Annotated in this window: 20 protein-coding genes; 11 read left to right on the top strand and 9 right to left on the bottom strand. The window is 68.5% G+C overall.

The features are described from left to right. Positions 1-79 precede the first annotated feature (79 nt). The 6 genes from hisG to UAA55_RS12190 all read left to right on the top strand — a co-directional run bounded on the left by hisG (position 80) and on the right by UAA55_RS12190 (position 4,161). A complete protein-coding gene (gene hisG / locus UAA55_RS12215) occupies positions 80-838 on the top strand; it encodes an ATP phosphoribosyltransferase (RefSeq protein WP_322953042.1) in 759 nt (252 codons plus the stop codon). Further along, a complete protein-coding gene (gene hisD / locus UAA55_RS12210) occupies positions 828-2,120 on the top strand; it encodes a histidinol dehydrogenase (RefSeq protein ID WP_322953041.1) in 1,293 nt (430 codons plus the stop codon). Before hisG ends, hisD begins: the two co-directional genes overlap by 11 nt. A 12-nt stretch (positions 2,121-2,132) precedes the next feature. Beyond that, a complete protein-coding gene (locus tag UAA55_RS12205; RefSeq protein ID WP_322953040.1) occupies positions 2,133-2,633 on the top strand; it encodes a UPF0262 family protein in 501 nt (166 codons plus the stop codon). 8 nt (positions 2,634-2,641) lie between these two features. Next, entirely contained in the window at positions 2,642-3,130 is a 489-nt protein-coding gene (locus UAA55_RS12200) for an arsenate-mycothiol transferase ArsC (RefSeq protein WP_004272607.1), read from the top strand. 112 nt (positions 3,131-3,242) lie between these two features. After that, the gene (locus UAA55_RS12195) at positions 3,243-3,761 is read left to right on the top strand and encodes a T6SS effector amidase Tae4 family protein (RefSeq protein WP_322953039.1); all 519 of its coding nucleotides are present in this window, start codon (positions 3,243-3,245) and stop codon (positions 3,759-3,761) included. A 1-nt stretch (position 3,762) separates the two neighbouring features. Continuing rightward, positions 3,763-4,161 carry a hypothetical protein gene (locus UAA55_RS12190; protein WP_145608715.1) on the top strand — a complete coding sequence of 133 codons (399 nt, stop codon included), beginning with the start codon at positions 3,763-3,765 and terminating at the stop codon, positions 4,159-4,161. A 12-nt stretch (positions 4,162-4,173) separates the two neighbouring features. On the opposite strand, the gene UAA55_RS12185 is transcribed toward UAA55_RS12190, so the two are convergent. Next, entirely contained in the window at positions 4,174-5,112 is a 939-nt protein-coding gene (locus tag UAA55_RS12185) for a hypothetical protein (protein ID WP_322953037.1), read from the bottom strand. 267 nt (positions 5,113-5,379) lie between these two features. Between UAA55_RS12185 and UAA55_RS12180 the strand changes: the two genes are divergently transcribed. The 3 genes from UAA55_RS12180 (at position 5,380) to UAA55_RS12170 (ending at position 9,514) form a co-directional block, all read left to right on the top strand. Beyond that, a complete protein-coding gene (locus UAA55_RS12180) occupies positions 5,380-8,730 on the top strand; it encodes a S41 family peptidase (protein ID WP_322953036.1) in 3,351 nt (1,116 codons plus the stop codon). Between the two features lie 86 nt (positions 8,731-8,816). After that, complete coding sequence (locus UAA55_RS12175) at positions 8,817-9,053, top strand: type II toxin-antitoxin system Phd/YefM family antitoxin (RefSeq protein ID WP_322953035.1); 237 nt, start codon at positions 8,817-8,819, stop codon at positions 9,051-9,053. A gap of 8 nt (positions 9,054-9,061) precedes the next feature. Beyond that, positions 9,062-9,514: a PIN domain-containing protein gene (locus UAA55_RS12170; protein ID WP_322953033.1), complete on the top strand. Its 453-nt coding sequence runs from the start codon at positions 9,062-9,064 to the stop codon at positions 9,512-9,514. Here the strand turns inward: UAA55_RS12170 and ybaL are convergent, their stop codons facing one another. The 6 genes from ybaL to tyrS all read right to left on the bottom strand — a co-directional run bounded on the left by ybaL (position 9,515) and on the right by tyrS (position 19,232). Further along, positions 9,515-11,260: a YbaL family putative K(+) efflux transporter gene (gene ybaL, locus UAA55_RS12165; RefSeq protein WP_322953032.1), complete on the bottom strand. Its 1,746-nt coding sequence runs from the start codon at positions 11,258-11,260 to the stop codon at positions 9,515-9,517. It lies immediately after the preceding gene. A 225-nt stretch (positions 11,261-11,485) separates the two neighbouring features. Beyond that, positions 11,486-15,103, bottom strand: coding sequence for a M1 family aminopeptidase (locus tag UAA55_RS12160; RefSeq protein ID WP_322953031.1), 3,618 nt, complete (start codon positions 15,101-15,103; stop codon positions 11,486-11,488). Positions 15,104-15,156: 53 nt separating this feature from the next. Beyond that, entirely contained in the window at positions 15,157-16,047 is an 891-nt protein-coding gene (locus tag UAA55_RS12155) for an ABC transporter ATP-binding protein (RefSeq protein WP_322953030.1), read from the bottom strand. A 138-nt stretch (positions 16,048-16,185) separates the two neighbouring features. Beyond that, positions 16,186-17,481, bottom strand: coding sequence for a hypothetical protein (locus UAA55_RS12150; protein WP_322953028.1), 1,296 nt, complete (start codon positions 17,479-17,481; stop codon positions 16,186-16,188). A gap of 159 nt (positions 17,482-17,640) precedes the next feature. Beyond that, the gene (locus tag UAA55_RS12145) at positions 17,641-17,961 is read right to left on the bottom strand and encodes a hypothetical protein (protein WP_322953027.1); all 321 of its coding nucleotides are present in this window, start codon (positions 17,959-17,961) and stop codon (positions 17,641-17,643) included. Further along, positions 17,961-19,232, bottom strand: a complete 1,272-nt coding sequence (tyrS, locus tag UAA55_RS12140) for a tyrosine--tRNA ligase (RefSeq protein WP_322953026.1) — start codon at positions 19,230-19,232, stop codon at positions 17,961-17,963. The genes UAA55_RS12145 and tyrS overlap by 1 nt, the downstream gene beginning before the upstream one ends. Before the next feature lie 110 nt (positions 19,233-19,342). Between tyrS and UAA55_RS12135 the strand changes: the two genes are divergently transcribed. Next, positions 19,343-20,437, top strand: a complete 1,095-nt coding sequence (locus UAA55_RS12135; protein ID WP_322953025.1) for an anhydro-N-acetylmuramic acid kinase — start codon at positions 19,343-19,345, stop codon at positions 20,435-20,437. Here the strand turns inward: UAA55_RS12135 and UAA55_RS12130 are convergent, their stop codons facing one another. Next, a complete protein-coding gene (locus UAA55_RS12130) occupies positions 20,438-21,340 on the bottom strand; it encodes an AraC family transcriptional regulator (protein WP_322953022.1) in 903 nt (300 codons plus the stop codon). A 166-nt stretch (positions 21,341-21,506) separates the two neighbouring features. Between UAA55_RS12130 and UAA55_RS12125 the strand changes: the two genes are divergently transcribed. Further along, a complete protein-coding gene (locus UAA55_RS12125) occupies positions 21,507-22,265 on the top strand; it encodes an SDR family NAD(P)-dependent oxidoreductase (protein ID WP_416235185.1) in 759 nt (252 codons plus the stop codon). An 8-nt stretch (positions 22,266-22,273) separates the two neighbouring features. Here the strand turns inward: UAA55_RS12125 and UAA55_RS12120 are convergent, their stop codons facing one another. After that, positions 22,274-23,050, bottom strand: coding sequence for a substrate-binding periplasmic protein (locus UAA55_RS12120; RefSeq protein ID WP_322953020.1), 777 nt, complete (start codon positions 23,048-23,050; stop codon positions 22,274-22,276). Positions 23,051-23,101: the final 51 nt, after the last annotated feature.

Raw genomic sequence — 23,101 nt, 5'->3', positions numbered from 1 at the left:
GTTGGCGGGGGCGGACGATCTGCTATTCTGCGGCCCTCCGGACCCGGAATGGGGTTCGTCCTTCGGAGCCCGCGTTTCCATGCCTGCCGCCGCGCCGCCACCATCCGCCCCGTTGTCCCCGGTCGCCACCGCCCCGGTTTCGACATCCGGGCACGCGCATAGCGCCGCCGCGTCCGGCGCGCCGGAGCGGCTGACCCTGGCCCTGCCCAAGGGTCGCATCCTGGATGAGGTGCGGCCGCTGCTGGAGGCCGTGGGCCTGCGGCCCGAGGCCGCGTTCGACGATCCCAGAAGCCGGGCGCTGCGCTTCGCCACCAACCTGCCGCATGTGGAGATCATCCGCGTGCGCAGCTTCGACGTCGCCACCTTCGTCGCCTTCGGCGCCGCCCAGATGGGCGTGTGCGGCAACGACGTGCTGATGGAATTCGACTATCCCGAAATCTACGCGCCCCTGGACCTGGGCATCGGCCATTGCCGCCTGGCCGTGGCCGAGCCGGTGGCCGAGGCGCAGGGCGACGACCCCTCGCGCTGGAGCCATGTGCGCGTGGCCACCAAGTATCCGGAGGTCACCCGCCGCCACTTCGCCCGCCGCGGCGTGCAGGCGGAATGCATCAAGCTGAACGGCGCCATGGAGCTGGCGCCCAGCCTGGGCCTATGCCAGCGCATCGTCGACCTGGTGTCCAGCGGCGCCACCCTGAAGGCCAACGGCCTGGTGGAGATCGAGCATATTGCCGACGTGACCTCGCGCCTTATCGTCAATCGCGCCGCTTTCAAGACCCGCCATCCGGAGATCCAGGACTGGATCAACCGTTTCACGGAGGTTGTCGCCCATGCCGCGTGAACTGCGCACCACCGATGCCGGCTTCGAGGCGGACTTCGACCGGCTGCTGCATGCCAAGCGGGAATCCCAGAGCGACGTGGCCGACGCCGTGGCCGAGGTGCTGCGCGACGTGCGCCTGCACGGGGATGAGGCGCTGATCAAATACACCAGCCGCTGGGACCAGCTGGACCTGACGCCCGACCGGCTGCGCATCGCCGAGTGCGAGATCGAGGCCGCCGTGGCCGCCTGCGACCCCGAGGTGATCGAGGCGCTGAAGGTCGCCGCCGGTCGTATCGAGGCCTTCCACCGCCGCCAGACCCCCGACACCTACGATTACGTGGACGAGGCGGGCGTGCGCCTGGGCGCCCGCTGGACGCCGCTGTCCGCCGTGGGCCTGTACGTGCCCGGCGGCCTTGCCTCCTACCCCAGCTCCGTCCTCATGAACGCCATCCCGGCCAAGGTGGCGGGCGTGAGGCGCCTGGCCATGGTGGTGCCGACGCCGGAAGGGGCGCTGTCCCCCCTGGTGCTGGCCGCTGCCCGCATCGCCGGCGTGGATGAGATCTACCGCGTGGGCGGGGCCCAGGCGGTGGCCGCCCTGGCCTATGGCACGACCACCATCCGCCCGGTGGACAAGATCGTGGGCCCCGGCAACGCCTATGTCGCCGCCGCCAAGCGCCAAGTGTTCGGCACCGTGGGCATCGACATGATCGCCGGCCCCTCGGAAATCCTGGTGGTGGCCGACGGCGCCAACGATCCCAGCTGGATCGCCGCGGATCTGCTGTCGCAGGCGGAGCATGACAGCAGCGCCCAGTCCATCCTGATCAGCGATGACGCAGCCTTCATCCAGGCGGTGCGGGCCGCCGTGGACACCCACCTGAAGGCCTTGCCGCGCGCCGTCATCGCCGGCGCCAGCTGGCGCAACAACGGCGCCACCATCCTGGTGCGTGACCTGGACGAGGCGGTGGCCCTGGTCGACCGGCTGGCGCCGGAGCATCTGGAGCTGGCGGTGGCCGACCCGGACGCGCTGGCGGCCAAGGTCAACCACGCCGGCGCCATCTTCCTGGGCCGCTACACCCCCGAGGCCATCGGCGACTACATCGCCGGGCCCAACCACGTGCTGCCCACCGCGCGTAGCGCCCGCTTCTCCTCCGGCCTCAACGTGCTGGACTTCATGAAGCGCACCACGCTGGTGGGCTGCGACGCCGACAGCCTGGGCCGCCTGGGTCCGCAGGCCGCCATCCTGGCCGATGCGGAGGGGCTGGGCGCGCACGCGCTGTCGGTTCGCGTCCGGCTGGGCCGCTGAGGAAACGCCCGGATGTCGGATGCCCCGAAGCCGGACGCTGGCCGCCAGCGCATCGTCCATGTCGAACTGGTCGAGCAGACGGCCATCCGCCGCCGGCCGGAGGTGGAGCATGAGCGGGCGGTGGCGCTGTTCGACCTGGTGGAGGAGAACCAGCAGTTCCAGCTGGTGGACCATCCGGCCTCCGGCCCCTACCGCCTTTTCATCTCCATCGAGGACAACCGCCTGGTCTTCGACCTGCGGGACGAAGGGGATGCGGAAGTCGACCGCATCACCCTGCCGCTGACGCCCCTGCGGACGGTCATCCGCGACTATTTCCTGATCTGCGAGGGCTATTACAAGGCCATCAAGACCGCCAGCCCTTCGCAGATCGAGGCCATCGACATGGGACGGCGGGGCCTGCACAACGAGGGCTCCGACCTGCTGCGCGAGCGGCTGGCCGCCAAGGTGACCATGGATCATGGCACCGCCCGCCGCCTGTTCACCCTCATCTGCGTCCTGCATATCCGGGGCTGAGGGGAAAGATGGCGGAACGCCCGGATCCTTTCGCCGCCTTCGCCCCCGCCGTGCATCCGGCCCAGATCACCAGCGTGCTGTTCGCCTGCACCCACAATTCCATCCGCTCCCCCATGGCGGCGGCGCTTTTGCGCCACCTGCACGGCCACCGCCTGTATGTGGACAGCGCCGGCGTGCGCGAGGGCGACCCCGACCCCTTCGCCGCCGCGGTGATGGAGGAGATGGGCATCGACATCAGCCGCCACCGCGCCAAGACCTTCGACCAGCTGGAGGACACCAGCTTCGACCTGGTGGTGTCGCTGTCGCCGGAGGCGCAGCACCGCGCGGTGGAAATGACCCGCACCACGGCGTGCGACGTGGAGTTCTGGCACACCTTCGACCCCAGCTTCATCGAAGGCAACCGCGAGACCCGCTTGGCCGCATACCGCCAGGTGCGCGACAGCCTGCTGGCCCGCATCAAACAGCGCTTCCCGTTGGGGCCTGTGCCGGTGTTGTAGCCCATCCGGCTGTGCTTGAAGGGGATGTTTCTCGCTCTAGTTCATCGTCCCGGGTCGCTCAGGATAAATGCCCGAGTGTCCAAACAGCCTGTTTAGGGTTGGGAGGAAACGGATGAAATCGAACTTCAATCGCATGTGGGCGGCGTTTCCCGACCATGCGACATATCCGACGTTGAAGGACCTTTACACTTGGCTGGGTGGCGCCGCCGCCAATAACATCAATGAGCCTGGCTTCGGTCCCAATGGAAATACCTGCGCCAGCCGGATGAGCGTGGCGCTGAATCAAAGTGGTGTCCCGATCCTTAGTTCCACTGCGAGTGCAGCCGGTGCCCGCACCATTGGCACGGCCGATGGTTCCCGCATCATCTACGCGGTGTCGGACCTGCGCACGTATCTGCGGCATACGCTGGGTAAGCCATCTTTGGACAACACAAGTCCATTCGACGACGCTTTCCTTAACAAGCAGGGCATCATCGCCTTCAGCGTGAATTGGTCGAATGCTACGGGGCATATCGCGCTATGGAACGGCTCCAACTACCGTGAACCGAGCCACGACAATTACGCGGCTTACGTCGACCCGGTAAATACCAAGGTTAAGACATCAAAGGGCGAATTCTGGGAGTTGCCGTGACATGATGACCAAACACTATGGCCTGTTACTGGCGGCTGGTCTCCTCGGTTACACGTCCGTTGCCTTCGCCGCGGGGCGTAGTGAGGCGCAGCGGGACGTGGAGGGCTACGCCGTCGCCACCTGTTTGGTGGCTCAGGATCAGCCTTACCTGAAGGAGCAGGGCTATGGCTGGGGCGAGACTATCGTGCAAGGCAGAGGCCGTGATCCTGTGATGTTGGCGCCGGTGAGGGCGGCCGTTACGGCGGCCCTGGCCAAGGGCGACATGCCGGTGGCGCGGGATGAAGGCAACCCACAGCAAGGCAAAGCGCTACCCGTTCTCTATTGCGGGGAGATCATCGACAAGCCGGGTGTGCGCGCCGCGATCACAAAGGTTCTGGCCAAGCTGGGCAACGGCCGGTGATGCTTAGCCCGGTCAGCGCCCATCCCTGCCATACCAGAATCGATCCGGCAGGGCCGCCGTCTCGGGGGACAGCAGCGGATTGGGGAGCTCGATGCGGCGGCGGCTGTCCAGGTGGGCTTCGGTCAGCATCTGCCGGATGTAGGGGCTGTCGTTGAAGTACTTCAGGAAGGTGCCGTCCTCATAGGCCTTCAGCAGGCCCTTCTCGATGGCGGCGGCCAGGGCCTCGTTGGCCTTGGTGGTGTAGAAAAAGCTGTCGAAGGGGTAGACCAGGACAAGATCGCTTTCCACCGCCAGGTCGGGCACGTCGAGCGAACGCTGGGCGACCTCGGCGAAGATCTCGTTGGCGCCGCGGGGGAAATAATCGATGCGGTTCAGGCCCACCAGGCGGAACAGCAGGTCATAGCGGAAGGCCTCCACCGGCAATCCGGCGGCCTGCAGGATGTCCACGTCGGGCCAGCCCAGGGCTTGGCCGGCGGTCAGGCGCCTCAGGTCGTCCAGGGTACGGACGGCGGAGAACTTGGCCTGCGCCGCCTTGTTGATGATGAACAGGCGATAGCCCAGCACCCCCCGGAACAGGGGGATGCGGATGGGCCGCAACTCCCGCTCCAGCTTGGCGGACATGCCGTTCCACAGCAGCGTCACCTCCGTGCCCTGCTGCAGGGCCACGGCGGCGCGGGCCTGTTCCATGACCGTGGCGCTGGGGCGGATGGTGTAGCGCACACCCACCTTGTCCAGGGCCAGGCGCAGGAGGCCCAGCGGGTATTCGTCCCGGGGGTCGGTGGCGCTTTCCGTCGCGCGCGGATAGATGATGGTGAAGACCTCATCGTTCTGCCCGCGCGCCGGCGCCGGGTGCGCGTCATCCGCCGGCGGGGCGGTCTTACCGGCACCCCGCGCGTTCGTCGTCACCAAGGCCGTGCACAACAGTGCCGTGGCCACCCTCGTCCACCCCATGGGATCGGTCCCCCCGCAGGCCACGCCGCATCCCCCCGGCGGCGGCGCGTCCCCTGATCTTGCCTTATGCCGGCACCATTTGCGGCGCGTATTTTGACAAATGAAATCGTTTCCAGGTACCGCCATCAGAAATCGTTGCGTGCCGTTTCAGCGCCGTGGCGCCGGCTGACACGGTATGGAACAATTACCTTCAGCCCTTTCACAACCCGGCGGTGTCTGATGCGTTGGCTTGGCGTGGCGCTCGCGTGCCTGTTGGTTCCCGTTTCCTTGTCCGGTTCTTATGCCCAGGCCCAGACGAAGCCGCCCGAAGTACCGTCCCCGGGGGCAAAGCCCGCCTCCGCCCCGCCACCCCTGATGCTGCAGCACCCCAGCCTGTCGGCCAGCCTGATCGCCTTCGACTACGGCGGGCAGATCTGGACGGTGCCGCGCGCCGGCGGCCAGGCCACCCTGCTGGTGGCGGGCCAGGGGCAGAACAGCGGCCCCGTCTTTTCCCCCGACGGCAGCCTGGTCGCCTACACCGGCACCTATGACGGCAACACCGATGTCTATGTCGTGCCCGCCACCGGCGGCCAGCCGCAGCGCCTGACCTGGCATCCTGGCCGCGACGTGGCGGTGGGCTGGACGCCGGACGGCAAGAACGTGCTGTTCCGCACGCCGCGCACCACGCCGCGCGACCTGGAGCAGCTCTACACCATCCCCGTCACGGGTGGCGCCGCCACCCAGCTGCCGCTGCCTTCTGGATTCCAGGCCAGCTATTCCCCGGATGGCGGGCGCCTGGCCTATGTGCCGTTCTCACAGTGGCAGCCGGCGTGGAAGCATTACCGGGGTGGCCAGACCTCGCGGGTGTGGATCGCGGCGCTGAGCGACAGCGGCGTGGTCAAGATCCCGCGCGACAACTCCAATGACCGCAACCCACTATGGGTGGGCGACACCGTCTATTTCCTGTCGGACCGCGAGGGGCCGGTGGCCCTCTACGCCTATGACGTCAAGACGGCCAAGGTCACGTCCGTCGTCCGTAATGAGAAGGGCTTCGACATCGAATCGGCGGCGGCCGGCCCCGGCGGCATCGTCTATGACCAGTTCGGCACTCTGAACCTGTACGACACCACGACCCGCCAGGCGCATGCCGTGCCGGTGACGATATCCGGCGAACTGCCGCAGACCCGGGCGCACCTGGAAACACTGGATCCCGGCCAAATCCTGCACGCCGCCCTCTCGCCCACCGGCAAGCGGGTACTGTTCGAGACACACGGCGAGATCCTGTCCGTGCCGGCGGAAAAGGGCGATGTGCGCAACCTGACGCAAAGCCCCGGCGTGGCCGACCGCGACCCCGCCTGGTCGCCGGACGGCAAGACGGTGGCCTGGTTCTCCGACCAGGGTGGGGAGTACGCCCTGCACCTGCGCTCCGCCGATGGGCTGGGGCCGGTGAAGGTCATCGGCCTGGGCCAGCCGCCCAGCTATTTCTACGGCCCCCTCTGGTCCCCCGACAGCAAGAAGATCGCCTATACCGACAAGCGGCTGAATCTGTGGGTCGTCGATTTGGACCACCCCACGCCGGTTAAGGTGGACACAGACCGTTATGACAGCCCGGCCAGCCAGTTGAACCCGGCCTGGTCGCCGGACAGCCGCTGGATCGCCTACGCCAAGCAGTTGCCCAACCACCTGCACGGCATCTTCGTCTACAGCCTGGCCGACAAGAAGGCGCAGATGGTGACGGACGGGCGCAGCAACGCCACCTCTCCCCGCTTCGATCGCGGCGGCAAGTACCTGTACTTCGTGGCCTTCACCAACAACGGCCTGGACCAGGGCTGGCTGGACATGTCCAGCATGGGCCGCGCCACCGACGGCCGCGTCTACGTCATGGTGCTGCGCCGCGACCTGCCTTCGCCCCTGGCGCCGGAGAGTGACGAGGAAGCGGCGGCCGATGGCAAGAAGGCCGGCCAGGATGACGGCGACAAGAAAGGGGATGACAAGAAGGGCGACGGCAAGAAGGCCGCGGAGGTCCGTATCGACTTTGCCGGCCTGGACCAGCGCACCCTGGTCCTGCCCATCCCGCGCGTGAACCTGGCGGGCATCGAGGTCGGGACGGAAGGCATCGTCTTCGCCGCCGCCCAGCCGGTGGCCCTGACGGACGAGGATTACCTGGATGGTGACGAGAACGGCCCGCCCAGTCTGGAGGTCGCGCGTTTCGACCTGAAGACGCGCAAGACCGACAAGTTCGTGGACGGTGTGGACGCCGGCAGTTTCTTCGTCTCCGCCGACGGGCGCAAGGTGCTGTACGCCCAGCATGGCCGCTGGTTCGTGAACGGCGCCGACAAGGCGCCCGACGCCGGGGCCGGCGCCCTGAAGCTGGACGAGATGCAGGTTTGGGTCGACCCGCGCGCCGAATGGCGGCAGATGTACCATGAGGCCTGGCGCATCGAGCGCGACTTCCTCTACGACCCCAAGGCCCAGGGCCTGGATTTGGCCAAGGCCGAACAGGTCTACGCTCCTTTCCTGGAGGCGCTGGCCGGCCGCGTGGACCTTAACACCCTGTTCGCGGAGATGACCGGGCATATCGGCGTGGGCCACACCTTTGTGGGCGGCGGCGCCTTCCCCAAGCAGGACAAGGTCAGCGTCGGTCTGCTGGGCGCCGACTATCGTGTCGTGGCCGGCCGTTACCAGTTCGCCCGCATCCTGGAGGGCGAGAACTGGACGCCCGGGGCCCGGGCCCCGCTGACCCAGCCGGGCGTCAACATCGCCGTGGGCGATCTGTTGCTGGCGGTCAACGGCAACGAGGTGAAGACGGACCAGGAGGTCTACCGCTACTTCCTGGGCACGGCCGGCAAGCAGACGGTACTGACCGTGGGCCCCAAGGCCGACGGCGGCGGCTCGCGCCAGGTGACGGTGGTGCCCTTGCCCTCGGAAACCAAGCTGCGCCTGCACACCTGGATGGAGGAAAACCGGCGCAAGGTGGATCAGCTGTCGGGCGGGCGCCTGGCCTACGTCTATCTGCCTGACACGGCGGCGGGCGGCTTCGCCAACTTCAACCGCTACTACTACTCGCAAGTGGGCAAGCAGGGCGCCATCGTGGATGAGCGCTTCAACCACGGCGGCCAGATCGCGGACTTCATCATCGAACAGATGAAGAAAACGCCGCAGATGATCGACGCCACCCGCGAGGGGGAGGAGATGGTGGAACCGGCGCAGGCCATCTACGGCCCCAAGGTCATGATCATCAACCAGATGTCGGGCTCCGGCGGCGACGCGCTGCCCTGGCTGTTCCGCAAGGCCAAGCTGGGCACCCTGGTGGGGGTGCGCACCTGGGGCGGCTTGGTGGGCATCGGCGGCTATCCCCCGCTGATGGACGGCGGCTCCATCACCGCGCCGCGCTGGGCGCTCTACGGCACCCATGGCGAGTGGGAGGTGGAAAACATCGGCATCCCGCCGGATGTGGAGGTGGAGCAGGACCCCGCCCTGGTGCGCCAGGGCCACGACCCGCAGCTGGAAAAGGCGGTGGCCGTGGCGCTGGACCAGCTGGCCAAGACCCCGCCCCAGACCTTCACCCGCCCGGCCTACCCGGACCCGCAAGCCGGTGCTGCCGGAGACGGGTCGGTGAAAGCGAAGAGGGCGATGTAGGTATGTACCTACATCGCCCTTGATTCACGGGATCACGGGGGCCATGCTGGCAGGGTGGCTCTCACCCCCGTCTCTTGGCGACTATCATGACCCGCATTGTTTCGGCCCGTGATGCCAATCAACAATTCTCGGACATTCTTGGCGAAGCCGCTGACGGGGAAACGGTGATCATTACCCGCAGGGGGACGCCGGTTGCCAAGCTCGTGCCCTATACAACTCCGGCGGACGAGGGGGCTTGGGATAGGCTGTTGGCGATGCTTGAGGAAGGACTGCCTCTAGGGGGCGGAACCTTCAGCCGGGATGAGTTGTATGAGGACCGCTGAGCGTATCCATGCGGTTCGCAATCGACACAAACGTTCTGGTCTACGCCGCTGACAACCAGGCCGGGGAAAGACATCGCAAGGCGGTGGACGTCTTGGCGCGGGCTCGTGGGCGTGACTGCGTCCTGACGGTTCAGGCTCTGGCGGAATTGTTTCGCGCGTTGACAGGGCGTCACAAGGTGCCGGCTGCGCGGGCGGCGGCCATGGTTCAGGTATGGCGCGACGCCATGCCCGTCGTGGCGGCGGACGAGATTTGCCTGGTGGAAGCCATGGATGCGGTAGCCGCCCATAACTGGTCATTCTGGGATGCCATGATGTGGGCGACCGCCAAACGGGCGGGATGTCGATTGTTGATCACCGAAGATGGCCAGGACGGTCGGACTTTGGGTGGGGTCACCCTGGTCAACCCCTTTGCCGACAGCCCATCACCCCTGTTGGAAACGGCCCTCGACCGCAAAACTTGATTATACCGCCTCCGCCACCAAGCCGTCGGGCGGATCCGTTCGGCTGGGGGCGGGGTCGGGGATGCGCAGGCCGTGGGTGTGGGACAGCATGGCCTGGGCGATTTCCCGTTCCCCCATGATGACCAGGCTGGCGCCGTGCTGGCGCAGATGGTCCACGGCGGCGTCCGTGTGGGCGCGGGCGATGATGTCCAGCTGCGGGTTGCGCTTGCGCGCCTGGGCCACCACCTGCCCCGCCTCGAAGCTGTTGGGCACGGCCACGAACAGCCACCGCGCGCCCTCCAGATTGGCGGCGGCCAGCACGTCCGGCTGGGCCGCGTTGCCGGCGATCACCTCCTGCCCGGCGCCACGCAGCTGTTCCAGGATGCCAGCGTCCTCCTCCACCACCAGCACGGGCGTGCCGTCCTGGCGCAGGGCCTCGCCCACCAGGCGGCCGACCCGGCCGTAGCCGATGATGATGGCGTGGTCGGCCAGGGCAGTCGGTTCGGGGGCCGTGAAGGTCTTGACCTTGGCCGGAACCTCCGCCGTCTCCGCCTCGCCGGTGGCCGCCGCCGCTTTGCGTTGGCGCTGGGCGGCCAGACGCTGCAGGCCGATGAACACCAGGGGGTTCAACAGGATGGACAGGATGGCCCCCGCCAGGATCAGGCTCTGCCCCGTGGGCGGCAGCAGTCCCAGATCCACGCCGAAGGCCGCCAGGATGAAGGAGAACTCGCCGATCTGCGCCAGGCCGCCGGCGATGGTCAGTGCCGTGGGGGCGCTGTGGCGGAAGGCGCGCACCAGCACATAGGCCGCCACCACCTTGCCCACCAGGATGATGGCCAGGGTGCCCAGCAAGGGCAGCGGGTGGTCGATCAGGATGTGCCAGTCGAACAGCATGCCCACCGACACGAAGAACAGCACGGCGAAGGCGTCGCGCAGGGGCAGCAATTCCTCCGCCGCCTCATGCGCCAGGGGGGATTCGGCCAGGGTCATGCCGGCGAAGAAGGCGCCCAGCGCGAAGGACACGCCGAACAGCTCGGCCGCCCCGAAGGCCACGCCCAGCGCCACCGCCAGCACCGCCAGGCGGAACAGCTCGCGTGAGCCCGTCTGGGCGATGCGGTGTAGGATCCAGGGGATCAGGCGGCGCCCGCCCACCAGCATCAGGGCGACGAACAGGGCCACCTTGCCCAGGGTCAACGCCAGGGTCAGGGCCAATTGCGACAGCGGGGGCGAGCCCATGCCGCCCAGCAGGTCGCCCAGCGCCGGCAGCAGCACCAGCGCCAGCACCATGGCCATGTCCTCCACCACCAGCCAGCCGATGGCGATCTTGCCGCCCTGCGTTTCCATCAGCCGGCGTTCCTGCAGCGTGCGCAACAGCACCACCGTGCTGGCGACCGACAGGGCCAGGCCGAAGACCAACCCCGCCCCCAGGCCCCAGCCCATCAGGCGGGCCAGGCCCATGCCCATCAGGGTGGCGACGCCGATCTGTGCCAGCGCGCCCGGAATGGCGATCAGCTTGACCGACATGAGGTCGGACAGGGAGAAGTGCAGGCCCACCCCGAACATCAGCAGGATGACGCCGATCTCCGCCAGCTGCGACGCCAGGTGCTGGTCGGCGACGAAGCCCGGCGTGAACGGGCCCAGGATGACCCCCGCCAGCAAATACCCCACCAGGGGCGAGATGCGCAGGCGGGTGGCGATGGCGCCCAGGACGAAGGCGCAGCCGAGGCCGCCGACGATGATGGCGATCAGGGGGGTCTCATGCACCATGGGTGGGGGGTGGCCTCCGGATATGGTTTTGGGGGCGCTTATGCCCCGGCTTCGCGGGGCACCCTAGCAGGCCGGGCCGTCCCATCCCATCCTGCAACGGGCGGAATCCGCCTGGCGCCGGCATTTTACGCGCAGGAATGGAAACGGCAGTGACGGGGGGCACCAGGACCCCGCGTCACCGCCCCCCGCGTCACTGCCGTTGTTCACGCCGTCACTGGTCCAGGTTCACGGACCAAGCCGCGCCACGTTGTCGTCGGAATTGCGGTCGATCAGCTTGTTGTAGGGATCGATGCCGACGAACGCCGGCTTCCTATCCACCACCAGCTCGATGGTCTGGTCGCCGAAATGAAGCGGGTGCTTGGCCAGGTGGATGACGTCGTGGTCACCGAAGGCCCCTTTCCCCGGCTCGGCGCTGAACAGACCGATGTCGATGGGCATGGCGACGAAGGGGATGGGCGCCTCCTTGCCTTGGCCGTCCGCCTCGAATTTGGCGGCGCTGACGGTCACGCTGACCTTGTACCGGCCGTCGGGCAGGGCCTCGGCATGTGAGGCCGTGACCTTCAGGTCGTACAGGATGATCTTTTCCAGCATGTCGCTGATCAGGTCGGCCTGGTCCGGCGCCTCCGCCTTCAAGGCCGCCACCAGGTCGGTGGACAGGGCGTAGCGGTCGGTGCGGGCCCGGCTTTCCTTCAGCAGGCGGGCCAGCGCCCGGTTCACCGTCTCCTCGCCCAGATAATCCTTGAGCGCGTACATGGCCAGCGAGCCCTTCTGGTAGTGGATGTAGGGCTGCCCCTCCACCCGCACCAGCGGCAACTCCTCCAGATCCTCGTGCCCACGCGCGCCCAGGTAGCGGTCCAGTTCGAACTTCAGGAACTTGCGGATCTGGTTGGGGCCGTATTCATGCTCCATCACCATCAGGGCGGTGTACTGCGCCAGGCTCTCCACCAGCAGGGTGCCGCCCTGGACGTTGGCGGCGATCAGCTGGTGGCCCCACCATTGATGGGCGACCTCGTGCGCCGTGACATAGAACACCGGATCGATCTTGGTCGTGTCGCGCAGGTCGCTGACGAAGCCGATGCCCTCGGAATAGGGAACCGTGTTGGGAAAGCTTTGGGCGAAGCGGCTGTAGTCCGGGAACTCCAGCACCCGCAGCTGCCGGTGCTGATAGGGGCCGAAGTTCTGGCTGGCGTAGGTCAACGCCCGCTTCATGCCCAGCATCATGCGGTCCACGTTCCAGGCGTGGGGCTGATGGTAATACACAGCCAGGTCCACGGCGTGCTCGCCCTCGCCCCAGGTGTCCCGCGCCACGGTGTAGCGGGCGGACAGCCAGGATTCGAAATGGGCGATGGGGGTGTCGGTGCGATAGTGGAAATAGCGGCGGTCGCAGCCCATCGCATCCTTGGCCGTCCATTCCTTTTCCAGGTAGCCCGGCGCTATGGCGATCTGGTCCGGCACGGTGGAGATGGTGGTCTCGAAATCCACGAAGTCGGCGTCGGGCCCCAGGTCCGACACCGTCCACTGGCTCTGGTCCTCCAGCTTGGCCATGCGGTCGATGGACTCCAGCCCATGCTTGCGGCGGCGGAACCGGTCCTGCAGCAGCCGGGCCTTGGTGAAGCCGATGACGGGCAGCGCGCGGCCATAGCCGATGAAGCTGCCGTTATCCACCACCATGGGGGCGCGGGCGTTGTTGGTGAAACCCGGGTGGCGCTGGCCGATGGTGAAGTCCAGGGACCGGCGTTCCCCGGGGGCCAGCGGCTGGTCCAGGGTGAAGATGTAGTAGTTCAGCGCGTGGTCCTCGGTCGTCAGCCGCGCCCCCTCCAGCGACGCTTTCTCCAAGTCGATGCCGGTGGGCAGGACCATGTGCACCTGGGACAGGGGGGCTTGCGTATGGTTCTCCAGGACATAGCGTCCCCGAGCGTCAAAGCCCTGAACCGCGGGATAAAGGTCCACATCGACCGACACGCTCGTGATGCGCGGCTGGGGCAGGGTCTCGTACTGGCGGTAGGCATGCTCGAAGGCCACGTCGCGGGTCTCGTCCCCGTCTCGGCTGTGGAAGGTGTTCAGGACGTGGGTGTTGTGGTGGATCCACACGCCGCTGGCGATGAAGGCCGCCAGCAGCAGGCCGGCCAGGGCGCCGGTGGGCAGCGTCCACCCCGCCACCAGCGCCCGGCGCCGGTCGCGCCAGGTCAGGGTGCGGCTGCGCGGCCACATCACGTGGGTCAGCAGCAGCAACAGCACGGCCGCCGCCCCCCAATAGACGTTGAACCAGGTATGGCCCGCCAGGAAATGGCCATAGCCGTTCATATCGGACAGGTGCAGGTCCGGCGCGCCGCCGTACAGCAGCAAGTTGTCCTCCAGCCCCAGGCGTTGCGCCGTCGCCAGCAGGACGGTGTAGACCACCATGACGGCATAGCCGACGAACTTGTTGGGCGACAGCACCTGCGCGAACAGGGTCAGCGCCGCCACGATCAGCATGTCGGGGAAGGCCATGCCCAGCAGGGGCGTCAGGTACAGGCCGGGCTCGATGGCCACGGGTCCCCGGGCGATCTGCACCCCGACCGACGGCAGGATGGCGACCAGCCATAGGCCGGCCATGACCAAGGCCACCGTCAGGAATTTGGACAAGGTGAAGACCCAGCCGGGGGCCGGTGTGGCGCCCACGATGTCGGCCATCCCCGCCTGGCGTTCCCGCCACACCAGTTCACCCGTGTAATAGCTGGCGATGGCCAGCGGCGCGATGGTGAAGGTGCCCAGGATCAGCAACACCATGAGGCGGGTCACGGGGTAGGTCTCCGTGCCGTACCATTTGTTCTGCAGCAGCAGCGACGCCGTCATGTTGATGGTGCTGAGCGCCAGCAGGATCCAGAAGCTGGGGCTGCGCAGCGTGGCGCCCACCTCGAACGCCAGGCGGCGGCGGAGCATCAGCCACGCCGCGCCCAAACCCAGGCGGGGCGGGACGGGCCGGAGCACGGCCGGCGGAGGGGCCGCGTCCGTGGCCGGCTTGGGCGGTGCGGCCGGCCGAGGCCCCCGCCGCGCCGCCCAGGCGTCCCCCGCCAGCCCGATGCCAAACAGCGCCAGGCCGACCCCGACCCATATCGCCCGGTTGGCCAGCAGGATCCCGGCCAGGGGCGGCAACTGGGTGTTGCGCTCCACCACCGTCCAATAGCGGGTGACGTTGGCGTAGGGCGCCAGGCCGAAGGGATCGAGATAACCGACCAGCGTGCGGTAGCTGGGGTCGGACATGGCGTTGCTGCTGACGGCGTAGATGCCGATCAGGGCGATCATGACCACATACGTCGCCATCTGGCGCCGGGTGAAGGCTGCCACGGCGAAGAACAGCGCGCCCGTGACCAGCATGTTGGGCACGCTGAACACGCCCAGCGCGTACAGGTAATCCAGCGGGCGGAAAGCGCCGAAATGTTCCGGATCCACCCACCAGGCCAGGCGTCCGACGATGACGCCCCATTGGCAGGAGGAGATGGCGATGGCGCAGGCGATGATGGCGCCCATCAGGCGCCCGCCCAGCAGCAGGGGGCGCGGAACCGGGGTCGCGCCCACCATGCCGGCCATGCCCGTGTCGGCGTCGCGTAGCACCGGGTCGGTCAGGCCGCGCAGCACCATGGTCATGGCGAACAGGCTGAGGATGCCGGCGATCTGCAGCACGACGAAGGGGCTGTCCATGTGGACGCCGTTGCTGCGGCCGCCCACCTGTATCTGCTCCACCGTCGTGGCCAGGAAGGTGATGAGGAAGAAGATGAGGAAGTTGATGATCAACGCCGGCTGGCGCAGCTGATAGCGCAGCTCGAACCAGGCGATGCGGGCAAGAAGGCACAGCGCGGCCATGGGGTGACCTGTCCGTTGCGGAAAAGGGGAAGGGCGATCAGGGGTCGGCGGCGTCAGGCGGCCAGCACGGCCGGGTGGCGCCGCTGGTACAGGGCCGCGAAATAGACGTCCTCCAAATCACCCGCCACCGCCTCGAACCCGGCACCGGGGTCGCTGTCGGCCAGGACATGCAGCACGCTGCGCCCGCCCACCAGTCGCGTGGCGATGACCTGGTAGGATTGGCGGTAGGCCTCAACCTCCGCCTTGGCCACCACCTTGCGCCAGACGCGGCCGCGCATGCCCTCGATCAGGGCGGCGGGGTCGCCCTGGGCCACGATCTGCCCGCCCTCGATGATGGCCATGCGCGGGCACAGGTCGGCCACGTCGTCGACGATGTGGGTGGACAGGATGACCACCACATTCTCCCCGATTTCCGACAGCAGGCCATGGAAACGGTTGCGCTCCTCCGGATCCAGGCCGGCGGTGGGCTCGTCAACGATGATCAGGCGCGGGTCGCCCAGCAGGGCCTGGGCGATGCCGAAGCGCTGGCGCATGCCGCCGGAAAAGCCGGACAGGGCCTTCTTGCGCACGTCGTACAGATTGGTCTGCTGCAGCAGGGCGGCGACCTGCTCCCGCCGTTCCGCCTTGTCCGCCAGGCCCTTCAGCACGGCCAGGTGGTCCAGCATGTCCTCCGCCGAAACGCGGGGATAGACGCCGAATTCCTGGGGCAGGTAGCCCAGAACCTGGCGCAGGCGCTGCGGCTCCGCCAGCACGTCGACACCGTCGAAGGTGACGCGGCCTCCGGTCGGCTGCTGCAGGGTGGCGACGATGCGCATCAGCGTGGATTTGCCGGCGCCATTGGGGCCCAGCAGGCCGAACATCCCCCGGGGGATGTCCAGGGTCAGGCCGCGCAGTGCCCGCACGCCGTTGGCATAGGTGTGCGTCAGACCGTCGATCTGCAGCATGGTTTCAGTGTCCCCCGCGTTCATCCCCGCAAATCAGGGTGTTAGCGTCCATGGTATTGCAGGGGCGACGCAAATCAATGCCATTATGGGATGATGGCAAGGAGCCAATTTCAGCCGCCGCTTGTGCACCGCCTTGGCTCAGGCGCCCGTTGCCAGGTCGCCGACCAATGGCGGGGCGGGCGTCGGCGACGCTGTGGCCTTACGCCGCGTCCGCTTGCGCCGGGGCTTGGGCGGCGGCGCCTCAGATGACGATATCTCGGACGGCACCACCGTCTCCAGCGCCGCCAAGGGCGGCGGGTCGATCGTTTTTTCGACGGGCATCTCCACCACCGGCACCGGTTCCGGCATGTCCGTTTCTTCGGCCGTTGCCGGGCCGGGCGTCTCCGCCTTGGGCTGGTGGGCCTGCATCCAGGTGTAAATGATGGCCATCAACACGAAGGCGGTGGCCAGCAGGCCGCCGGCCAGCATGTGCACCGTGTCGCCCCGGCGCAGCAGGCTGAGGCCGAACAGGATGCCGGCGGCGCACTGCGCCGGCACCAGCAGGCGGGCGCCCAGGCGGCGCCACGGATAGGTGCGGGCACGGGCCAGGGTGGTTCGGAAGCGGGTCCCCAGGGCGGCGCGCGCCATCCGCGCCAAGCGGGGCGGGTGGCGCGCCAGCCATTGCCGGGCCGACGCGATGGCTGGCCGGACGCGGTGGGCGTGGAACCGGCGCAGCAACGCCAAGCTGGCGGCGCCCAGGGTGCGGCCCTGACGCAGGGCCGCGCGCAGGAGGCGGCCGGTCCCCGCCCTGCTTGCCGTGCCGACCCGCCAAGCCAGTCGACCCGCCCCGTCCAGGCCCTTGGCCACTCCTTCCAGGCCGCCCCAGCTCAGGGTGCCGAGGCGGGTGGCCAGGCGGGACGGGGCGCCTTGGCCCTTCCGGGGTGGCGGGGCTGCCCGGGGCGGGCCGGCAGCCTCGCGCTCCAGCAGACGCAGGGTGCGGGCCAGGCGCCAGGTCAGGCGGCTGGCCTGATGATCCAGGGCATACCCCACCCGCACGGCCAGGGCGATCCAGGCGCGGCGCAGGCGCGCGCGCGCGCCGCCGCCTTGCGGGGCGTTCATGCGGCGGGCGGCATGGTCCAGGGCGCGGTCGCGCCAATGGCGCAGGCTGGTGGCCAGGGCCAGCGGTCCCGTCAGGGTCAGGAACAGGGACAGGCGATGACCCAGGACGCGGCCGCGCCCGACCAGGACGGCGCCGGCGCGGTGTCCCGCCGTGCCCAGCCACAACAGCGTGAGGGTCCAAGCGATGGCGGCGCGTCGGCCCAGGCTGGCCCGGGCCCGATAAATAAGACGGGTGGTGGGGCCGGCCGGCAGTCCTGCCCGCGCTGGCGCCCCGGTGACGGGCGCGTTGACCGCGTGTACGCTCGCCGCCCCTTGATCGCTGCCGTCCCCCGACATGGCGCCCCTGTATGCTTCGGGACGGCGCCGCCCCCGGCCGCCATCCCAGGGATACAGTCTGGCATGTTCGCGGCGACCCGCAAGGTGCGCCGCCTATGCCCTTCGGACGGGGCGCGCGGCCGCGGGCGGCGGGCCTTGAGTCCTATGGACAGGCGGGGGTCAAAGTGCCAGGCCGAAGGCCAGGCGCAGGCCCTCATGCAACTGCACGCCATAGCCGCCCAGCACGGCCAGCCGCTCGATCAGCACCAGGATCAGGGCGGAGAACAGCACCAACCGCAGGGTGGCGCGCAAGCGCCGCTCCGGCTTCACCTTGGTCCACACCCGCAGCAGGGCGGCCAGGAAACCGACACCCAGCAGCACCGCCGACACCCGCAGGCCCACGACCACGCCCAGCGTGCCGAACAGGGCGACCAGCGCCGCCATGCCCACCAGCACCAGGCGCAGGATCATGCCCCGGCCCCCGTTCACTTGAAAGGGCATCAGCGGACGACCTTCACCAGGGCATGGTTCTTCTTGCCGGACGACAGCTTGATGATGTCGCCGTCGGTGATGTCGGCGGCGGTGATCTTGGCCTGCTCGTCGGCGATGCGGATGTCGTTGACCTTGGCGCCGCCGCCCTTGATCAGGCGCCGGGCCTCGCCGTTGCTGCCCGCCAGGCCGGAACGCAGCAACAGGGCATAGGCGGGGATGCCCTCCTCCAGTTCCGCCAGGCCGACGTCGATGCTGGGCAGGCCCTCGGACGTCGCACCCTGCTCGAACGTCTGGCGGGCGGTCTCCGCGGCGGCGGCACCGGCCTCCTCACCCCGCATCAGGGCGGTGACGGCGTTGGCCAGGATCTTCTTGGCCTCGTTGATCTCGGCCCCCTGCAGGGCTTCCAGCCGCGCGATCTCATCCAGCGGCAGCTCGGTGAACAGCCGCAGGAAACGACCAACGTCCGCGTCTTCGGTGTTGCGCCAGTACTGCCAGAAGTCCCAGTCGCTCAGGCGCTCGGGATTCAGCCAGACGGCGCCGTTGGCGGTCTTGCCCATCTTGGCGCCGGACGCGGTGGTCAGCAGCGGGGCGGTCAGGCCGAACAGGGCCGCCTGCGACACGCGCCGGCCCAGCTCCACGCCGTTGACGATGTTGCCCCACTGGTCCGACCCGCCGCACTGCAGCTGGCAGCCATAGCGGCGGTTCAGCTCCACGAAGTCATAGGCCTGCAGGATCATGTAGTTGAATTCCAGGAAGGTCAGCGGCTGTTCCCGGTCCAGCCGCGTCTTCACGGAATCGAAGGTCAGCATGCGGTTGATGGTGAAATGGCGGCCCACGTCGCGCAGGAAGGGGATGTAGGCCAGCTCATCCAGCCAATCGGCGTTGTTGGCCAGGATGGCGCCGTTGGGGCCGTCGTTGAAATCCAGCAGCCGGTCCATGGGCTTGCGGATGCCCAGGATGTTCTGGGCGATGGCGTCGTTGGTCAGCAGCTGACGGGATTCGTCCTTGCCCGACGGATCGCCGATCTTGGTGGTGCCGCCGCCCATCAGCGCGATGGGCCGGTTCCCCGTCCGCTGCAGCCAGCGCAGGATCATGATCTGCACCAGGCTGCCCACGTGCAGGCTGTCCGCCGTGGCGTCGAAGCCGATATAGCCCGTCACCGGCCCGGCCAGGAAGGCGGTGTCCAGCGCCTCCAGATCGGTGCACTGGTGGAAGAACCCGCGCTCCGTCATGACGCGCAGGAACTCGGACTTGGGGGCGTAGGGGGACGCGCTGCTCATGGGTGAACTCTGCCAGCTGGGAAACGTCTGTCGAAAAGGAAGACGTCTGTTATCACATCCCCCATTCCTATAAAACGCCGGCTCGTAAGACCAGCCGGCTTTGGGCAAGGATGAGCATGACGGAAATGGTGCTGGCGCTCGGCCTGATGAGCGGCACCTCGCTGGACGGCATCGACGCCGCCCTGGTGTGTACGGATGGCCGCGAGCGGGTGTGGACCGGCGTCCACCTGACCCTGCCCTATGATGACGGCTTCCGCGACCGCCTGCGCGCCGTCCTGGGCCGGGTCGGTGGTGCCGAGGTGCGGGCGGTGGAAGGGGAACTGACCCGCCTGCACGCCCGCGCCGTCGCCGCCCTGCTGGACCAGGCGGGCGTGGCGCCGAGGGATGTGGACCTCATCGGCTTCCACGGCCACACCATCCACCACGCGCCGCACCAGGGCGTCACGCGGCAGATCGGCGATGGCGCCCTGTTGGCGGACCTCACCGGCATTCCGGTGGTCAATGATTTCCGCAGCGCCGACGTGGCGGCCGGCGGCCAGGGCGCCCCCCTGGTGCCGCTGTTCCACCGCGCGCTGGCGGCCCGCCTGCCTCGGCCGGTGGCCCTGCTGAACATCGGCGGCGTCGCCAATGTCACTTGGCTGGGGCGGGATGCCGACGCCGTGCTGGGCTTCGACACCGGCCCGGGCAATGCCTTGATCGACGACTGGGTGCGGGCCAAGGCGGGCTTGGCCTATGATGACGGCGGCGCGTTGGCGGCCCGGGGCACGGTCGATATGGCCGTGCTCGATGCCCTTATGGCCCATCCCTATTTCGCGGCCGCGGCGCCCAAGTCGCTGGACCGCGACGCCTTCAACCCCGCGCCCGTGGCCCACCTGTCGCCGGCCGATGGCGCCGCCACCCTGACCCATTTCACCGCCGCCGCCGTGGCTGCCGGCCTGGCGCACCTGCCAGCGGCGCCCCGCACCTGGCTGGCCTGTGGCGGCGGGCGGCACAACGCGACGCTGATGCGGGCCCTGTCCGACCGGTTGGGTGTCAGTGTGGACAGTGTGGATGACCTGGGCTGGTCGGGCGACGCGCTGGAGGCGCAGGCCTTCGGCTATCTGGCCGTTCGCTCCCGCCTGGGGCTACCCCTGTCCCTGCCCGGTACCACGGGTGTGCCGGCGCCGCAGACGGGCGGACAATTCCACCCGCCGCCGCGCGTCTGATCAAGCCGCCCGGGTGCCTTCCAGCCGGCGCAGCGCCTCCGTATCGCGCCGGGGCGGGGCGCCGAACATGCGGGCGTATTCGCGGCTGAACTGCGACGGGCTTTCATACCCGACCTGGAAGGCCGCATCCTCGACAGTGGCGGCACCCGAGACCATCAGGCGCCGCGCTTCCAGCAGGCGCAGCCGCTTCTGGTACTGCAGCGGCGTCATGGAGGTCAGGGCCTTGAAATGCCGGTGGAAGGCGGAGGGGCTCAACTGGGCGATGCCCGCCAGCTCCTCCACGCGGATGGCTTGGGCGAAGCGTTCGCGCAACGCGTGGATGGCGTTGATGACCCGCTGGGTATGGTTCTGCGCCAGGGTCATGCGCGCCACCTCGGCACCATGGGGGCCGCTCAGCAGCCAATAGCAGATCTCACGCATGATGGCGGGGTACAGCAGGGAGATGGCCTGGGGCCGGTCCAGCAGGCGCACGGCGCGCAGGGCGCAGTCCGCCAGGGGGCCGTCGAAGTCGGTGACGAAGACGCCGGGCCCGGTGGCGTCGCTGGCGGGCAGGGGGGTGTCCAGTCCCTCCCACACCTCGCGCAGGATGCCCAGGTCCAGCTGGATGACGATGCCCAGGTAGGGCTTGTCGGGGCTGGCCTCGCTGACTTGGCCGGAGGCGGGGATCTCCACGTTGACCATCAGGGCCTGGCCGGCGCGGTAGTGATAGCGCCGATCGCCGAAGGCCGTCCACTTGGCGCCCTGAACCACCAGGCACAGGGCCGGCTTGTGGACGAGGTGGGATGGCGGCTTCCGCTGGTTGGTGCGCAGCATGATGAAGCCGTCGATGGCGGTGAGGTAGGGGCTGTCCCCCTTTTGCGCATCCGTGTAGCGGGTCACCGCCTGCACCAGGGCATCCAGCATGGCCCACACTCCCCCGCAAGAACCGTCGCCAAGGCAAGTGGGGAGTGGGGCAGGATTAGGCAAGAACCAGATGGGTTCCGGCATTCAAGCGAAGCGACCGCCGCCTATCCTCAGGGCCAACAACGGGTTCTCAAGGAGATGAGCGATGACCTCGGAAAACGCGGTGATGTCAAAGGGTAGGCTGGCCGTTGTCACCGGCGGCAGCCGCGGCCTGGGCCGGAGCACCGTCCTGGCCCTGGCCCGCGACGGCATGGACGTGATCTTTACCTACCACGTCAATCAGGGGGAGGCGGGCAAGGTGGTGGCCGCCGCGACGGAACTGGGCGCCAGGGCGATGGCCCTGCGGCTGGACACCGGTGCCGCCGCCACTTTCGGCGGCTTCGTGGACCAGGTGCGCGCCGTGCTGGCGGATTGGGGCGTGGAGCGCTTCGACTTCCTGGTGAACAACGCCGGCACCTCGCACCACAACGCCATCGCCACGACGACGGAGGCCGAGCTGGACGCCCTCTATCATGTCCACTTCAAGGGTGTGTTCTTCCTGACCCAGGCGCTGCTGCCCCTGATGAACGATGGCGGCCGCATCGTGAACGTCTCCACCGGCCTGACCCGCGTCGCCTTCCCGGGCAGTGCCGCCTATGCCGCCATGAAGGGGGCCGTTGAGGTGCTGACGCGCTACCTGGCCAAGGAACTGGGCGAGCGGCGCATCGCGGCCAATACGGTGGCCCCTGGCGCCGTCATGACCGATTTCAGCGGTGGCATCGTCCGCGACAATCCCGAGGTCAACCGGCAGGTGTCGCAGGTGACCGCTCTGGGTCGCCCCGGCCTGCCCGAAGACATCGGCCCCATGGTCGCCAGCCTGCTGACCGAAGCCAATCGCTGGGTCAACGGCCAGCGCATCGAAGTCTCCGGCGGCATGCTGCTGTAAGGCGGGTCTCAGTCGTCGGCCACGGGCACGCGGGCTTCTTCGGCGATGGCCTGGTTCAGGCGGTCGATCAGGGCGCTGGCGGTGGACAGGGTGCACATGACGCGGCCTGGCTGGCTGGGTCCGGCGTCGGGTGCCGGAATAACGCGCAGGTCCGCCGGGGCGATGTGCCGCTCCGCCAGCATGCGGTCCAGCGTCAGGCGGTTGACGAGGGTGAAATCGATCCGGCCCTTGGCCACCATGGCCACCAGGGTGCTCTGGCCGCTGCGCACCCGCTCGCGGTTCGGAGCGTCGGGCGGAGGGGCCGCCTTCGGTTCGGTATGGAGCGGGGGCTGCACGTATCGTTCGTCCACCCAGGACCCGTCGGAAAAGCCGAAGACCAGATCGGGGCGGGCCAGCAGTTCCGCCAGCGTGGGGGCCTGCCCGATGCGCGGGTCGCTGGCCCGGACCAGCAGCACCCAGTCCGGCGCCGGGCCCAAGGGGTCGGTGAATTTGAAACGGTGGGCCCGGTCGGGTGTCAGCGCCCAATTCGGGGTGCACAGGGGCTGGCGGCTGGCATCCATGTCGGTCAACAATCGGCGCCGCGTCCAGGGTTCCTGCCACACCAGGGTCAGGCCGGCGCGGGCGGCAACCCGGTTCATGGTGTTGACCAGCGGCCCGTAGGGCCGCTGCGTCTCGCGGTTCCAGTTCAGGACGGGCGGCTGCTCCGCGAAGACCATCACCAGCGTGGGATTGGGCGGGGGGGCGTCATCGATAACCGCCCGCGCCGCCGGTGCGTAGCCCAGCATGGCGCCGCATGATATCAGGACCACCACCCGGAAAACGGCCGCCAGGGCGCG

Origin of the sequence: Nitrospirillum guanabarense (assembly GCF_034653355.1) — a bacterium.
Taxonomy (GTDB): Bacteria; Pseudomonadota; Alphaproteobacteria; order Azospirillales; family Azospirillaceae; genus Nitrospirillum.
Note: the sequence above shows the minus strand (reverse complement) of the source record. Positions and strands in the feature narration are given on the sequence as shown.